The 15,944-nt window shown below is 62.4% G+C and carries 15 protein-coding genes; 1 reads left to right on the forward strand and 14 read right to left on the reverse strand.

What is annotated here, in order from left to right:
• Positions 1-2 precede the first annotated feature (2 nt).
• The 11 genes from V6M90_RS18860 to V6M90_RS18910 form a co-directional block, all read right to left on the reverse strand.
• Positions 3-596 (reverse strand): aminodeoxychorismate/anthranilate synthase component II, encoded by a 594-nt coding sequence (locus V6M90_RS18860; protein WP_003176457.1) that lies wholly within the window; start codon positions 594-596, stop codon positions 3-5.
• 10 nt (positions 597-606) lie between these two features.
• Complete coding sequence (gene trpE / locus V6M90_RS18865; RefSeq protein ID WP_003176458.1) at positions 607-2,088, reverse strand: anthranilate synthase component I; 1,482 nt, start codon at positions 2,086-2,088, stop codon at positions 607-609.
• A gap of 70 nt (positions 2,089-2,158) precedes the next feature.
• Positions 2,159-2,977, reverse strand: a complete 819-nt coding sequence (locus tag V6M90_RS18870) for a phosphoglycolate phosphatase (protein WP_003176459.1) — start codon at positions 2,975-2,977, stop codon at positions 2,159-2,161.
• On the reverse strand, positions 2,974-3,648 hold the full coding sequence (rpe, locus tag V6M90_RS18875) for a ribulose-phosphate 3-epimerase (protein ID WP_003176460.1): 675 nt from the start codon (positions 3,646-3,648) through the stop codon (positions 2,974-2,976). The genes V6M90_RS18870 and rpe overlap by 4 nt, the downstream gene beginning before the upstream one ends.
• Before the next feature lie 84 nt (positions 3,649-3,732).
• The gene (locus V6M90_RS18880; protein ID WP_003176461.1) at positions 3,733-4,881 is read right to left on the reverse strand and encodes an iron-containing alcohol dehydrogenase; all 1,149 of its coding nucleotides are present in this window, start codon (positions 4,879-4,881) and stop codon (positions 3,733-3,735) included.
• A gap of 149 nt (positions 4,882-5,030) precedes the next feature.
• On the reverse strand, positions 5,031-5,855 hold the full coding sequence (locus V6M90_RS18885) for an ABC transporter permease (protein WP_003176462.1): 825 nt from the start codon (positions 5,853-5,855) through the stop codon (positions 5,031-5,033).
• A gap of 12 nt (positions 5,856-5,867) precedes the next feature.
• On the reverse strand, positions 5,868-7,115 hold the full coding sequence (locus tag V6M90_RS18890) for an ABC transporter permease (RefSeq protein ID WP_332846941.1): 1,248 nt from the start codon (positions 7,113-7,115) through the stop codon (positions 5,868-5,870).
• A 162-nt stretch (positions 7,116-7,277) separates the two neighbouring features.
• Positions 7,278-8,318, reverse strand: a complete 1,041-nt coding sequence (locus tag V6M90_RS18895) for an ABC transporter substrate-binding protein (RefSeq protein ID WP_141062968.1) — start codon at positions 8,316-8,318, stop codon at positions 7,278-7,280.
• Positions 8,319-8,362: 44 nt separating this feature from the next.
• A complete protein-coding gene (locus V6M90_RS18900; protein ID WP_003176465.1) occupies positions 8,363-9,475 on the reverse strand; it encodes an ABC transporter ATP-binding protein in 1,113 nt (370 codons plus the stop codon).
• A gap of 225 nt (positions 9,476-9,700) precedes the next feature.
• On the reverse strand, positions 9,701-10,330 hold the full coding sequence (locus V6M90_RS18905; RefSeq protein ID WP_003176466.1) for a response regulator: 630 nt from the start codon (positions 10,328-10,330) through the stop codon (positions 9,701-9,703).
• A 12-nt stretch (positions 10,331-10,342) separates the two neighbouring features.
• Positions 10,343-12,343, reverse strand: a complete 2,001-nt coding sequence (locus V6M90_RS18910; protein WP_003176467.1) for a PAS domain-containing sensor histidine kinase — start codon at positions 12,341-12,343, stop codon at positions 10,343-10,345.
• Positions 12,344-12,420: 77 nt separating this feature from the next.
• Here V6M90_RS18910 and V6M90_RS18915 point away from each other — a divergent pair, with 77 nt between their 5' ends.
• The gene (locus tag V6M90_RS18915; protein ID WP_003176468.1) at positions 12,421-13,395 is read left to right on the forward strand and encodes an alpha/beta hydrolase family protein; all 975 of its coding nucleotides are present in this window, start codon (positions 12,421-12,423) and stop codon (positions 13,393-13,395) included.
• Positions 13,396-13,458: 63 nt separating this feature from the next.
• Here V6M90_RS18915 and V6M90_RS18920 read toward each other — a convergent pair whose 3' ends face one another.
• From V6M90_RS18920 to V6M90_RS18930, 3 genes are read right to left on the reverse strand one after another with little or no spacing between them, the layout of a single operon-like run.
• Positions 13,459-14,226, reverse strand: a complete 768-nt coding sequence (locus V6M90_RS18920; protein ID WP_003176469.1) for a TerB family tellurite resistance protein — start codon at positions 14,224-14,226, stop codon at positions 13,459-13,461.
• A 1-nt stretch (position 14,227) separates the two neighbouring features.
• Positions 14,228-14,902 carry an N-acetylmuramate alpha-1-phosphate uridylyltransferase MurU gene (gene murU / locus V6M90_RS18925; protein ID WP_042945360.1) on the reverse strand — a complete coding sequence of 225 codons (675 nt, stop codon included), beginning with the start codon at positions 14,900-14,902 and terminating at the stop codon, positions 14,228-14,230.
• Positions 14,899-15,924 (reverse strand): aminoglycoside phosphotransferase family protein, encoded by a 1,026-nt coding sequence (locus V6M90_RS18930; RefSeq protein WP_332846942.1) that lies wholly within the window; start codon positions 15,922-15,924, stop codon positions 14,899-14,901. The genes murU and V6M90_RS18930 overlap by 4 nt, the downstream gene beginning before the upstream one ends.
• Positions 15,925-15,944: the final 20 nt, after the last annotated feature.

Genomic DNA, 15,944 nt, shown 5'->3' on the forward strand with positions numbered 1-15,944 from the left:
CCTTAGCGCGTGCCGCCGCTCTGCTTGAGAAAGTTGGCGAACAGCTCGTAGCCCTGCTCGGTCAGGATCGACTCGGGGTGAAATTGCACCCCTTCGATATTAAGTGTCTTGTGACGCAGGCCCATGATCTCGTCGACGGAGCCGTCTTCCAGTTGGGTCCAGGCTGTCAGTTCCAGGCATTCAGGCAGGGTTTCGCGCTTGACTACCAGCGAATGGTAGCGGGTCACCGTGACCGGCAAGTTAAGACCTTGAAACACGCCCGTGTTCTTGTGGAACACCGGGCTGGTCTTGCCGTGCATCACCTGGCGCGCGCGCACCACGTCACCGCCAAACGCCTGGCCGATGGACTGATGGCCCAGGCACACGCCCAGGATCGGCAGTTTGCCAGCGAAGTACTGGATAGCCTCGAGGGAAATACCCGCCTCGGTCGGCGTGCACGGGCCCGGCGAAACCACGATGCGTTCGGGGTTCAGCGCAGCAATTTGCGCCACGCTGAGTTCGTCGTTGCGCACCACCTTGACCTCGGCACCCAGCTCGCCCAGGTACTGCACGACGTTGTAGGTAAAGGAGTCGTAGTTATCAATCATCAGCAACATGGGGGAAACCTCAGGAATTGGGGGTCTGTTCAGCCAGCGCTACGGCGCGGAACATCGCGCGGCGCTTGTTCAGGGTTTCTTCCCATTCGAGGGCCGGCACTGAGTCGGCGACGATCCCGCCACCGGCCTGCACATGCAGCTCCCCGTCCTTGATCACTGCCGTGCGGATCGCAATGGCGGTGTCCATGTTGCCGTTCCAGGCGAAATACCCCACGGCGCCGCCGTAGACGCCGCGTTTGACCGGCTCCAGTTCGTCGATGATTTCCATCGCGCGGATCTTCGGCGCGCCCGACAAGGTGCCGGCCGGCAAAATGGCGCGCAAGGCGTCCATCGCGGTCAAGCCGGCTTTCAGCTCACCGGTGACGTTGGACACGATGTGCATCACGTTGGAGTAGCGCTCGATGACCATCTTTTCGGTCAGTTTCACCGAGCCGATTTCCGAGACGCGCCCGGTGTCGTTGCGGCCAAGGTCGATCAGCATCAGGTGCTCGGCGATTTCCTTGTCGTCGCTCAGCAGGTCTTCTTCCAGTGCCACGTCCGCTTCTTCGGTCGCGCCGCGTGGGCGTGTACCGGCAATCGGGCGCACGGTGATCAGATTGTCTTCGACGCGCACCAGCACTTCCGGCGAACTGCCCACCACGTGGAAGTCGCCAAAGTTGAAGAAGTACATGTACGGCGTCGGGTTGAAGCAGCGCAGCGCCCGGTATAGGTCGATGGGCGCCGCCTTGAAGTCGATGGACATGCGCTGGGACGGCACCACCTGCATGCAGTCACCAGCGAGGATATATTCCTTGATGGTGTCGACGGCGCGCTCGTAGTCATCCTGGGTAAAGCTCGAACGAAAGATCGGGTCGGCCGCCGGCGGACGGCTGAGGTCCAGGCCGCGACGCGGGGTGATCGGCTGGCGCAGTTTTTCCAGCAGGGCTTCGAGGCTGGCCTGACCGCTCTCGAACGCATCCGCCTGAGCCGGATCGGCCAGCACGATGGCGTGCATCTTGCCGGCGAGGTTGTCGAACACCACCACCGCGTCGGACACCATCAGCAGAATGTCCGGCACGCCCAGTGGGTCGGGGTTCGGGCATTTTCCCAGGCGTTTTTCCACATAACGCACGCAGTCGTAGCCGAAATACCCCACCAGGCCACCATTGAAACGCGGCAGGCCAGGGATCGTCGGCACGTTGTAGCGCGCCTTGAAGGTTTCGACAAAGGCCAGCGGGTCTTCTACATCATGGCTTTCGATCTCGATGCCATCGTGGGTGATGCTCACGTGATGGTCATGCACCCGCATTACCGTGCGGCATGGCAGGCCGATGATCGAGTAACGGCCCCACTTCTCGCCGCCCTGCACCGATTCCAGCAGATAGGAATTGGGCTCGTCGGCCAGTTTCAGGTAGATCGACAGCGGCGTGTCGAAGTCGGCCAGGGTTTCGCAGGCCAGGGGAATACGGTTATAGCCGGCAGCGGCCAAACGCAGGAATTCTTCGCGGATCATGAGGTGCCTCGTGGTGTGAGGGTCTAACAGTCAGGTAGGCAAACGTGCCGCATGGCGCGGCCAGGATCAGTCAGGCGCGCCAACGCCAGCGGGCCAGGGCCTTGATGACTTTCATCCAGAGTTTGCGAGTGACCACCACGATGGAATTTCCAGAAGGGGACGGATCGGTATCGGGCAACGTTATCTCAGCGCCCGCTCCCAAGCAACCGGGGATTAGCAGTCGCAGGTCATCAATCACCAGCGCCGGCGATTCCTCGGCAATCGGCCGGCCATGGTTATAGCCGTAGCTCAAGGCTACGCACTGCACGCCCGCCGCTTTTGCCGCCAGCACATCACTGCGCGAATCGCCGACGAACAACGACTGGGACGCCGGGATATTGGCCATTTTCATCACGAAAAACAGCGCCGCCGGGTCGGGCTTCTTCTGCGGCAAGGTATCGCCGCCGATGATCCAACGGAAATAACGGCCGATTTTCATCTGGTCCAACAGCGGTGCGACGAAGCGCTCCGGCTTGTTGGTGATCAGGGCCATTTCCACGCCCTGCTTGCTCAGCCACTTGAGGGTGTCACGTACGCCGGGGTAAACCACGGTCAGCTCATGGTCGCCTTCATAGGCGGCGTTGAACAACTCCAGGGCATGTTCGGCCTCCACCTCGTCGACACCGTCGGCATCGATGTGGTTGGCCAGGGCCCGGCGCACGAGCATCGGCGCGCCGTTGCCGACCCAGTCGCGTACCGATTCGAGCCCCGCGGGCGGGCGCCCCAGCTTGAGCAGCATCTGGTCCACCGCCGCCGCCAGGTCCGGCACAGAGTCGATCAAGGTACCGTCCAGATCGAACATCACCAGCCGTGGCAGTTTGCCGGGGAACAACTGCTCAAAGCCGCTCATGGACGCGCCAAAGCCAGTTCGGCACGCATCTTGTCGATGACTTCCTGGTAGTTCGGCGCATTGAAGATGGCCGAGCCGGCCACAAACGTGTCAGCGCCGGCGGCAGCGATTTCACGGATATTGTTGACGTTCACCCCACCGTCGATTTCCAGGCGAATCTCGCGACCCGAGGCATCGATCAGCGCGCGGGCTTCACGCAGCTTGTCGAGGGTGCCGGGAATGAACTTCTGCCCGCCGAAACCGGGGTTGACGCTCATCAGCAACACCATGTCGACCTTGTCCATCACGTACTTGAGCACGTCCAGCGGGGTGGCCGGGTTGAACACCAGCCCCGCCTTGCAACCGCCTTCGCGGATCAGTTGCAGAGTGCGGTCGACGTGCAGCGAGGCTTCCGGGTGGAAGGTGATGTAGGTCGCGCCGGCCTCGATGAAATCACCGATGATGCGGTCCACCGGGCTGACCATCAGGTGCGCGTCGATCGGCGCGGTGATGCCGTATTTGCGCAGCGCTGCGCAGACCATCGGGCCGATGGTCAGGTTGGGCACATAGTGGTTGTCCATGACATCGAAGTGCACGAAATCGGCACCGGAGGCCAACACGTTGTCCACTTCCTCACCCAGGCGGGCGAAATCGGCGGAGAGAATCGATGGGGCAATGACGAAGGGCTGCATGACGCACCTTTTCTGAGCTAAATCACGATGGCGCGCATTGTATACCTCATGCTTTGTTGCGCGCACCGTGAGCTGGCTCAATGGCTAGTAAGCGGCCCGGTAGATTTTCTCGATATCCGCCACGCTGAGCTTGCGCGGGTTGTTGCGCATCAGCCGATCGATCCCCGCGGCTTCAGCGGCCATGGCCGGGATCGCATCCTCGGGAATGCCGAAACTGCGCAGGCCTGCCGGGATCTCTACTGCGGCGCAAAGTTGCGTCATGGCCTCGACCGCACGGTCGGCAGCCTCGTTGACACTCAACCCGAGGGTATTCACGCCCATGGCCTGGGCAATGTCCTGCATGCGTTCGACACAGGCGAGCTTGTTCCAGTGCATCACGTAGGGCAGCAGCAGCGCATTGCTCACGCCGTGGGCAATATTGAAACGCCCGCCCAGCGGATAGGCCAACGCATGCACCGCGCCCACCCCGGCGTTACCAAAGGCCATGCCGGCCATCAGGCTGGCGGTGGCCATGTCGTCCCGGGCTTGTAAATGGGCGGGGTTGGCGTAGGCCTTGGGCAGCGCCTTGGCGATCAGCTTGATCGCACCGATAGCCAACGCATCGGTGATCGGCGAGGCGTTCAGCGACAGGTAGGATTCAACGGCATGCACCAACGCGTCCACGCCGCTGGCGGCGGTGACGCTGCGCGGGCAGGTCAAGGTCATTTGCGGGCTGATCAGCGCCACATCCGGCAACAGGTAATCGCTGACGATGCCTTTTTTCAACTGCGCGACTTTGTCGGAGAGAATCGCCACATTGGTCACTTCCGAGCCGGTGCCGGCCGTGGTCGGAATCGCGATCAACGGTGGTCCCTTGCGCGGCACCTGATCGATACCGAACAAATCCGCCAGAGCACCGTGGTAACCGGCATAGGCCGCCACGCTTTTAGCGATATCGATGGCACTGCCGCCGCCCAGGCCGATCAGGCCGTCGTGCCCGCCGTCGCGGTAGGCCTGCATGCAGTCTTCGACGATGGCGATTTCCGGGTCGGGCAGCACGCGGTCGAAGATTTCGTAGCTGCGCTCGCCCAGGTGTTCGAGGGCCAAGGCGACGGTGCCGGATTTGACCAGCACCGCATCCGTGACGATGAGCGGGTTGTCCACATCCAGGCGGGTCAGCTCGGCGGCCAGTTGCTCGATGGCGCCGGCGCCGGTCAGCAGTTTGTGGGCGATCTTGAATGAGGAAGTACTCATGTGCGCGACCTCTTCTCTGTGATGGGCTGGCACAAGAGTAGCTGATGCATTGGGGTTGTCTGCCATTCAGCGGCTGAATGGTCTTCGCAGTTCAACACAAAACCCCTGTGGGAGGGGGCTCCCTCCCACATGTTGATCTCGGCTTGGCTTTAAACCTGGGCGGTGCGCAGTTTCTCGCTACGGCCGCGCAACCACTCCAGCGTCAGCAACAGCAACACCGAGAACGCGATCAGTAAGGTCGCCGCCGCCGCGATCGTCGGGCTGAGGTTCTCGCGGATACCGCTGAACATCTGGCGTGGCAGGGTCGCTTGCTCCGGGCCGGCGAGGAACAGCGTGACCACCACCTCATCGAACGAGGTCGCGAATGCAAACAGCGCCCCGGAAATCACCCCCGGTGCGATCAACGGCAGCGTCACCCGACGAAACGCAGTCAAGGGCGAAGCCCCCAGGCTGGCCGCCGCCCGCACCAGATTATGGTTGAAACCCTGCAAGGTCGCCGACACGGTGATGATCACAAACGGCACGCCCAACACCGCGTGCACTACGATCAATGAGAAAAAGCTGTTACCCAGGCCCAGCGGCGCAAAGAACAGGTAGCTGGCAACACCGATGATTACCACCGGCACCACCATCGGCGAAATCACCAGGGCCATCACCAGCGCCTTGCCGGGGAAATTCCCACGGGTCAGGCCAATCGCCGCCAAGGTGCCGAACACCATCGCCAGCACCGTCGCCGCCGGGGCGACGATAATGCTGTTTTTCAACGCACGCATCCATTCGGCCGAGGCAAAGAAATCGTGGTACCACTGCAACGAAAAGCCCTGCAGCGGGTACACCAGGAAACTGCCGCTGTTGAACGACAACGGGATGATCACCAGCACGGGCAATATCAGGAACAGCAGGATCAAGCCGCAGAGAATCCGCAAGCTGTAGAACCACACCCGTTCCACGGGGGACATATAAGGGCTCAGCATCGCAAGGTCTCCTCAGCTCAGGCGCAGGCGGCTGGCGCCGACCAGTCGGTTGTAGATCAGGTACAGCACCACGGTCGCCAGCAGCAGCAATCCGCCCAACGCCGTCGCCATGCCCCAGTTGATGCTGGTGTTGGTATAGAAGGCCACGAAGTAGCTGACCATCTGGTCGTTCGGGCTGCCCAGCAAGGCCGGGGTGATGTAGTAGCCGATTGCCAGAATGAACACCAACAGGCAACCGGCGCCAACGCCTGCATACGTCTGCGGGAAATACACGCGCCAGAAGCTGGTGAACGGGTGGCAGCCCAGGGAAATCGCCGCTCGCATGTAGGTGGGTGAGATGCCCTTCATCACGCTGTAGATCGGCAGGATCATGAACGGCAGCAGGATATGCACCATCGAGATGTACACCCCGGTGCGGTTGAACACCAGTTCCAGAGGCTTGTCGATCAGGCCCATGCCCATCAACGCGCTGTTGATCAGGCCACCCGATTGCAGCAGCACGATCCACGCGGCAACCCGCACCAGGATCGAGGTCCAGAACGGCAGCAACACCAAAATCATCAGCAAATTGCTTTTACGCGCCGGCAGGTTGGCCAGCAGGTAAGCCAGGGGATAGGCCAGCAGCAGGCAGATGACCGTGATGACCAGGCCCATCCAGAAGGTGCGGGCGAAAATGTCCAGGTAGATCGCCTGGTCGGGCGTGGCCGGGGCGATTTCGCCGAGGTCGTCGATGCGGTGATCGACGGCCGCCAGCAGGTAGTACGGCGTCAGGCTGCTGGTATTGCGCCGGATCGCCTGCCAGTACGCCGGGTCACCCCAACGTTCGTCGAGGGTTTCCAGCGCTTCTTTATAAGAGGCCGGCGCTTCGGTAAACGGCAGCGCCCGCGCGGTTTTGGTCAGCAGGCTGCGGTAGCCGGCCAGTTCCATGTTCAAGCGCTTGGACAAATCGCCCAAGGTCTGGTTTTTACGTGCTTCACCCAGGTCTTCACTGAGGGCTTGGTACACCGGCTCGCCCGGCAGGCCACGCCCGTCCCAGGCCGTCACCGCCACCACGGTACGCGGCAAGCCGCCCACCACTTCCGGGTTGCCGATGCTCTTGAACAACAGCGCAACGATCGGCACCAGGAACACCAGCAGCAAGAACAACACCAGCGGCGCAATCAAGGCCTGGGCCTTCCAGCGGTTAAGCCGCTCGGCACGCGCCAGGCGCTGCTTGAGGGTGGGGCTGTTGACCTCGTTCGAGGGAACGGCGATGGCCATGGCTGACTCCGGATATTGAAGATAAATGCACACCCTTGTGGGAGGGGGCTTGTTCCCGATAGCGGTGGATCAGTCAGCCTGTGTATTGCCTGACAGTCTGCCATCGGGAGCAAGTCGAATCGTCGCACCGCCCCTCCCACAGGGGTTCAGCGGTGCTGCTGGTTACTTGGCAGCCCAGGAGTTGAAGCGCTGCTCGAGCTGTTCGCCGTTATCCGCCCAGAAGCTCACATCGATCTGGACCTGGTTGGCGATGTTTTCCGGCGTGGTCGGCATGTCCTTGAGGATCTCCTTGGCCAGCAACGCAACGGCTTGGGTGTTGGCCGGGCCGTAGGCGATGTTTTCCGAGTAGGTCTTCTGCTGCTGCGGCGCGACCGAGAAGGCGATGAATTTCTTCGCCGCTTCCGCACGGTCCTTGGCCAGGCCTTTAGGGATGGCCCAGGCATCGAAGTCGTAGATGCCGCCGTTCCACACCACTTTCAGGTTGCTTTCCTTTTGCACAGCGGCGATACGGCCGTTGTAGGCCGAACTCATCACCACGTCGCCCGAGGCCAGGTACTGTGGCGGTTGTGCGCCGGCTTCCCACCATTGGATCGACGGCTTGAGTTCGTCGAGCTTCTTGAACGCACGGTCCTGGCCATCCTTGCCGGCCAGTACTTTGTAGACGTCTTTCGGCGCTACGCCGTCGGCCATCAGAGCGAATTCCAGGGTGTACTTGGCGCCTTTACGCAGGCCGCGCTTGCCCGGGAATTTCTTGGTGTCCCAGAAATCCGCCCAGCTGGTGGGTGCGGAAGCCAGTTTGTCGGCGTTGTACGCCAGCACGGTCGACCACACGAAGAAGCCCACGCCACAGGGCTGGATCGCGCCCTTCACGTAGTTGGCGCTGTCGCCGAACAGTTTCGGGTCGAGCGGTTCGAACATGTCTTCGTCGCAACCACGGGACAGCTCCGGCGATTCCACTTCCACCAGGTCCCAGGACACGCTCTTGGTGTCGACCATGGCTTTGACCTTGGCCATCTCACCGTTGTACTCGCCGGCGACGATCTTGCCGTTGCCCGCGCTTTCCCACGGCGCGTAGAACGCCTTGACCTGGGCCGCCTTGTTCGCGCCACCAAAAGACACCACTGTCAGGTCCGGGCCGGCCATGGCCTGTGTCGCACCCATCAAACCGAGGGCGAGCGCTGAATACTTAAGGGATTTCAACATTGTTGTTCTCTCCACGTGCAGGGTTGGTGAAGCCATGGGGGCGATCAATTCGCCTCTAGAAGTGGGTCGAGCGCGCGAACGTGCTCGACTTGCCAGCCAATCGGTACCACGTCGCCGACCGCCAGGGCCGGGTCCAGCTCGGCAATCGGTTGTTTCACAAAAAAATCGGTCTTGCCGCAGACTTCCAGGCGCACACGCACGTGGTCGCCCAGGTAGATGAATTCCGCCACCCTCCCGGAGAAGCGGTTGACGCAGCTTTCGCTGGAGCCGTTGAGGCTGACGCGCTCCGGACGCACCGACAGCGTCACCGGGCCGCCGAGCTGGCCGACATTCACCGCCAGCGCTTCAACCTTCTCGCCGCGCGCCAACTCCACCACGCAGCGCTCGCCGCTGTGACTGTGCAGGCGGCCGTTGAGGCGGTTGTTCTCGCCGATGAAGTTGGCCACGAAGGTGTTCCTGGGTTCTTCGTACAAGGTGCGCGGCGGGGCGATCTGCTGGATCTCGCCCTGGTGAAACACCGCCACGCGGTCGGACATGGTCAAGGCTTCGCCCTGGTCGTGGGTCACGTACACCACCGTCACGCCGAGGCGCTGGTGCAGGTGCTTGATCTCCATCTGCATGTGCTCGCGCAGTTGCTTGTCGAGGGCGCCGAGGGGTTCATCCATAAGCACAAGCTGCGGTTCGAACACCAGCGCACGGGCCAGGGCCACACGCTGTTGCTGGCCGCCGGACAGTTGCGCCGGGTAGCGCTGGGCGAAGGCGTCAAGCTGGACCATGCTGAGCACGCGCTTGACCCGCTCGCTGATATCGGTCTTGCTCAACCCACGCACCGACAGCGGGAACGCCAGGTTCTCGGAAACGGTCATGTGCGGGAACAACGCGTAGTTCTGGAACACCATGCCGATGTCGCGCTTGTGCGGCGGCACGTTGTTGATCGAGCGCCCCGCCAGCTGGATCTCACCAGCGGTCGGCGTTTCAAAGCCGGCGAGCATCATCAGGCTGGTGGTCTTGCCGGAACCTGAAGGCCCGAGCAAGGTGAGGAACTCGCCCTTGCGAATCTCCAGGTTGAGGTCTTTGACGATCAGGTTCTCGCCGTCGTAGCTCTTCTGCACGCCACGAAAGCTGACCAGCACATCATTTGAATCCACCTCGCTCATACCCGCACCTTTGTGTTTTGGACTGCTGTGGCACAAGCGTAGTCCACGCCAGAGCCCCCGGAAATCGGGGGCCAGGAGAGATTTGCATCAGCCGGATGGAAGGTTGGGGGTAGGGATTGCCCTACACGGATGACGGGCACGGGACAGTGCAGCCGCAAGGGCGATCTGCAAGCGCCAAGAATGGGGCCGGCGGTGTTCTGTGGGGTGTCGTTTTTGGATATGCCGCTATAAAAGCCTGTGCTCCATGGCGTACTTCACCAACTCAGCCAACGAGGTGATATTGAGCTTTTGCATCAGCCGCGCCTTGTGGGTGCTGATGGTCTTGCTGCTCAGCGCCAGTTGCTGGGCGATGTCGTTGACGTTGGCGCCCTGCGCCAGGCGCTCGAACACCGAGAACTCGCGCTCCGAAAGCAGCGAATGCAGCGGCCGCGCATCGGTGAGACCGACTTCAAATACCATGCGGTCAGCCAGGTCCGGGTCGATATAGCGCCCGCCCGCCGCGACCTTGCGAATAGCGGTGAGCAGCAATGCCGGGTCGCTGTCCTTGGTGGCGTAACCGGCGGCGCCCACCTTCAACGCGCGGGCGGCCATCTGCGCTTCATCGTGCATCGACAGCACCAGGATTGCCGGCGGGTGGCTCAGCGCGCGAATTCGTGCAATCGCTTCCAGGCCGTTGACGCCAGGCATCGAGATATCCAGCAACACCACCTCGCACGGCACGTGGCGCAAGGTTTCCAGCAACTGTTCGCCATTGCTCGCCTCGCCCACCACAAGCAGGTCTTTGGCCAGGCCGATCAATTGCTTGATGCCTTCACGAACGATGGTGTGGTCTTCGGCTACCAGTACGCGGATCACAGGGCTTTCCTCTTATTGTTTGGCATCCAGCGGCACCGTGACACTCAGGGTGGTGCCCTCCCCCAACTCGCTGTGCAGGCTCAATTGTCCGCCCATGATCAGTACCCGCTCGCGCATACCGACCAGGCCAAACGACACCGCGCGACCTTCAGCCTGGACGAAACCCACGCCGTCGTCGCTGATGGTCAAGCGCAAATCGCTGCCCTCCAGGGCCAATGTCAGTTCCACAGTATGCGCCTGGGCATGGCGCATCACATTGGTCAGCGCCTCCTGCAGGATACGAAACAGGCCGATGGCCTTGGCGTCGCTCAGGGCCGGCAGGTTCTCCGGCACCTGCACCAGGCAAGGAATATGCGTGCGCGCTTCAAAGCGCCGGGCTTGCCATTCGATGGCCGAGGCAATGCCGGCGTCGAGAATCGGCGGGCGCAGCGCGGTGGCCACGTCACGCACCAGTTGGAACAGTTGAGCGATCAGGCGCTTCATGCTGTTCAGGCGTTCGTGCAGGCCGGGGTCCAACTGCGCATAGGCCAGTTCGCACATGGACGTTTCCAGCTTGAGCACTGTGAGCATTTGCCCGAGTTCGTCGTGCACTTCGCGGGCGATGCGGGCCTTTTCTTCTTCACGCACGGTTTCCAGGTGCGCGGAAAGCTCGCGCAGTTGCGCCTCACTTTGCAACAGGGCGGCCAGGGTGCGGCGCAGTTCAGTGACATCGTTGAGGTAGACCACCAGGTATTCGGCCTCGGCAAACCGCAGGAAGCTCAACGACACGTTGGCCGGCAGCACGCTGCCGTCGGCGCGCAGGCAATCGGTGGCGAAGTTCTGCGGCCCCTCTTCGCTCGCCCGTGCGCGCTTCCACAGGTTGAGCCAGCGGTCCATATCCAGCGTGGGGTCGAGGTCGACCAAGGGTCGCTCGATCAGCGCGCCGTGGCCGTAGCCGAGCATGCTCTCAGCGGCACGGTTGGCGTAGCGCACATGGCTGTCCCAGTTGACCCACAGGATGCCGACGGTGCTTTGATCGATGGAGAACTGCGTCAGCCGCAACGCCTCGGCACCGGCGGCACGGGCGGCACTTTCTTCGCGGGCGGCCAACAGGTCGTGTTCCAGCACGCGTTGCTGGCGGCGCTGCCAGAACACCGTTGCCAGGCTGGCGAGCAACAACAGCCCCAGCAGCAGGCTGAGGTTTTGCCAAAAGCCTTTGGATTCGGATAAGCGTGAGTATTTTGGCTGCAGCCAGCGACTGTGCAGTTGGTCGAGGTCGCGGGCAGGGATGGCGCGCAGCGCGCTTTCCATAATGCCGGCCAGTTCCGGCCAATCCCGCCGCGTGGCCACCCGCAGCAATTGCGGCAGGCCGATATCCCCCACCACCGCCAAGCCGGCAAACTCCGCTTCGCCGGACAAGCGGCTCAGTTGCGCTTCATCGACGATGGCATAGCGCGCCTGCTCGCTGACCAGCAATTGCAGGGCCTGGCGCTCCATGGGCACGCCTTGCAGGTTGAGGCTGGGGTAAGTGCTGCGCAAGTAATCGGCTACCGCGCTGGGCATGCGCACGGCGACGCGGGATTGGTCATCGAGTTTTTCCAGCTCCACGGCGGCGGCGCCTTCGCGGATGCCGACGATATGCTGGGGCACACGCATATACGGGTCGCTGAACAACCACAGGCGCAGACCGGCCGGGGTTTGTTGCAGACCTGGGGCAATGTCGACTTCATCGTCGCGCACCGCGGCTTCCAACTGCTCCTGGCTGGGAAAATTACGCCAGGTCAACTCGATATTCAGCGCCTTGGCCAGCCATTGCATCAACTCCACATTCGCCCCGGACAAGCGCTGCAGCCGGCGATCGTATTGCGCATAAGGCGCCTGCAACACCACGCCCACCCGCAGTTCCGGGTGCCGGCCCAGCCAGTCACGCTGCTGCGCATTGAGCTGCGCCTGCGGTGCCGCAGACGTGGGGGCGGCGTTGGCCATCAAGGCAACGCACAAACAGCCGATAACCAGCAGACAGCGAAAACCCATGATCCACGTCTCACATCACTGACAAATACTGAGCAACCCATTAGGCTGCTGGAATCATTTCTGGCCGGGAATTAACGATGCCCTTTTTTCACCGTTCGGCACTGCCAGCATTGTGCCTGTCGCTGCTATTTACCAGCGCCTTTTCTGTACAGGCCGCCGATACCCCTGAGCCGGTCGCCGAAAAACCCGTCGAACGCCAGCCGCTGCCCCAGCGCAGCCAGGAAGAGGCCAGCGCTCTGGAGCGCACCATCCCGCAACAGCAACAACAGCAGTTGCAGGCGGGCAGCGATTCATTCCTCGCGCTGTGGAAACCGGCGAACAGCGCCGAACCCGAAGGTGTGGTGATTATCGTACCGGGCGCCGGCGAAAATGCTGACTGGCCGCAAGCAATCGGCCCTTTGCGGCACAAATTGCCGGACGCCAACTGGAGCACCCTCAGCCTGTCGCTGCCGGATGTCAGCGTCGATACCCTGCCGCCACGCGTCATGGAAGCGCCGAAAGCCGCCGTCGATACCAGCAGCAAGGACGCGAGCACCGCCGACAAGCCGATCGAACAGGCCGCCGGCGCTGAAGCCGAAGGCACCGACCCGGCCGTGGTGCCGGGCGCCGAGGAGCAGGACAAGACCGACGCCTCGCGCATCTTCGACCGTATCGATGCCGCCGTGGCGTTCGCACAGACCCAGGGCGCACGCAGCGTGGTGCTGCTCGGCCATGGCACTGGCGCCTGGTGGGCGGCGCGCTATCTGAGCGAGAAACAACCGTCCCAGGTACAGAAGTTCGTCATGGTCGCGGCACAGACACCCACCGGCCGGCATCCGGATGTGCAACAACTGGCCCCCGGCCTGAAGCTGCCGACCGCCGACGTGTTCTACCAGGACACCGCTCAATCACGCAAAAACGCGCGCGAGCGCGCCCAGGCTGCCAAGCGCTTGAACAATGACGGGTATAAGCAGGTGACCTTGAAGACCCTGCCCGGCGACAGCGCTGCCGAGCAAGAGCAGTTGTATCGAAGGGTGCGCGGGTGGTTGAGTCCCCAGAAAACGGTAGACTGATCGCACGCTTCGAATACACCACACAACCAATGCGGGATTGTGGTTATCCCTGAAATAGTGGGGCTATCGAAAATCCCGCCGTTCGCGAATCAACGCATAGGCATTGTGCAACTCGCGGGTACGCTCGGTGGCTTCACGCACCTGCGCGGGGCTGGCGCCACTGCCGGCCACCTTGTCCGGGTGGTGACGACTGAGCAGGCGGCGATAGGCACGCTTGATCGCCGAAGGCTCCGTCGTGGCCGTCACGCCAAGCAGGCGCAAGGCGTCCTGATAAGTACCGGTGCGGTTGACCAGCGGCTTGCGCTCCGGCGTGTAGTCAGCGGCCAGCGCCTTGAGCTGTTGTGGCGTCCAGCCCAACCACTTGCCCCACAGGTTGATCAGGTCGCGCTCAGCGTCATCCGCCCTGCCGTCCGCCCAGACCATCCGCCAGCACGCGCGTAACACCCCTTCCGCTGCATGGGGCTGGGCCTTGAGCACACGCAGGTAACTGCGTATGCGGTCGGAGCCGGCCTTGCCACGGTTGAACGCTGCGATCGCACGACGCTGGGCCGACTCGGTCATGTCCAGCGAGCGCATCTCCTGGCGCGCCTGCTGGATATGGCCATCCACCACCCGTCCGTTGCTTTTGGCCAAGCGCCCGAGCAACACAAACAACAATTCGTCATTGCGCAGCGCCGCACGCCCGCCCAGGCGCTCGCGCAACTGCGCCCAACTGTGCAATTGCAGGCGGCGATCCAGCGCCTGCCCCAACAGCGCACCCAACAAAGCCCCCGGGATACTGGCAATGGCAAAGCCAGCCCCCGCGCCGATCAGCGTCCCTGGCCACAACATGCTACTGCCCCGCTGCGAGCAGGGTTTCGACTTGCGCCAGGCGCTCCAGCGTGCCGACATCAATCCAGCGTCCCGCCATGTGTTCCCCCGTTACCAAACCTTTCGCCATGGCATCGCGCAAGAGCGGCGCCAGCTTGAAGGCACCCGCGCCGCACCCCGCGAACAACTTGGGGTCCAGCACGGAAATGCCGCTGAAGGTCAGGTTATCGGCACCGGGCGCGGCATCATGAAGCAAACCCTGATCGAGGTAGAAATCCCCGCCCGAGGGGTGATGCGCCGGGTTGTCGACCATCACCAGGTGAGCCAGGCCCTGCAGCGGTTGCTGGAGTTGGGTGAAGTCGTAGTCGGTCCAGATATCGCCATTGACCACCAGGAACGGCGCATCCCCCAGTAACGGCAAGGCCTGGAAGATCCCGCCGCCGGTTTCCAGTGGCTCGCCCTCCGGGGAATAACGGATGCGCACGCCAAACTGCGCGCCATCCCCCAGGTAGCTTTCGATCTGCTGGCCGAGCCAGGCGTGGTTGATCACGATATCGGTGAAGCCAGCCTTGGCCAGCGCCTCCAGGTGATACTCGATCAGGCGCTTGCCACCGGCCTGTACCAGCGGTTTGGGCGTGTGCAAGGTCAGCGGACGCATCCGCTCACCTTTGCCGGCGGCCAGGATCATGGCCTTCATACAACGGCCTCTGCAGGCTGACGCAGACTGCTCAGCAGCTCAGCCAATTCACTCAACTCCGGGCGATCGGCCAACACCGCTTCAATATAAGCAAAGAAGCGCGGCACATCGGCCAGGTAGCGGGGCTTGCCATCGCGATGGCAAATGCGCGCGAAGATGCCGATAACCTTGAGGTGCCGCTGCACGCCCATCAGGTCGCTGGCGCGCAGGAAGTCTTCGAAGTCTGGCTGCACCGGGATGCCCAGTTTCGCCGCACGCTCCCAATAACCGCGCTGCCACGCACGCACGCGGGCCTGGGGCCAACTGAGGAAGGCGTCCTTGAACAGGCAGGTGATGTCATAAGTGACCGGGCCGTAGACCGCATCCTGGAAATCCAGCACACCGGGGTTCGGTTCGCTGATCATCAGGTTGCGCGGCATGAAGTCGCGGTGTACCAGCACCTTCGGCTGCGCCAGGGCGCTGTCGATCAGCCGCTCGCTGGCGCGCTGCCACAGGGCCTGCTGCTGTGTATCCAACTCGATACCCAGGTGCCGGCGCACGTACCACTCGGAGAACAGCTCCAGTTCGCGGCGCAGCAGCGCCACGTCGTAGCTTGGCAACGGCGCCTCCATCGCCAGTTGCTGAAAGGCGAGCAACGCATCGATGGCGTCGGCAAACAATTGATCGGCGTTTTGCTCGTCGATCACGTCCAGATAGGTTTTTTTGCCCAGGTCATTGAGCAAAAGAAAGCCGCGCGGCAGATCTTGCGCATAAATTTTTGGAACATTTATGCCCGACGTCGCCAGTAAATATGCGATATCGACGAAAGGTTTGCAGTTTTCCTGGGGGGGTGGGGCGTCCATCACCACGAAGGTGCGGCCTCCCCCTTCCCAACGGAAGTAACGCCTGAAACTCGCGTCGCTGCTGGCCGCGGTCAATGTGGCCGGGGGTACGGGGCCCCAGTCCTGAGCGTTGAAAAGGATCGGCAACTGCTCATCCAGCCAGACTTCCAGCTGTTGTAAACGTAGATCTTGCTCGGGCATTACAAGGGTCTCCGACGGCG

The sequence above is a fragment of the Pseudomonas lactucae genome (genome assembly GCF_036688725.1).
In the GTDB taxonomy this organism is placed as follows: domain Bacteria; phylum Pseudomonadota; class Gammaproteobacteria; order Pseudomonadales; family Pseudomonadaceae; genus Aquipseudomonas; species Aquipseudomonas lactucae.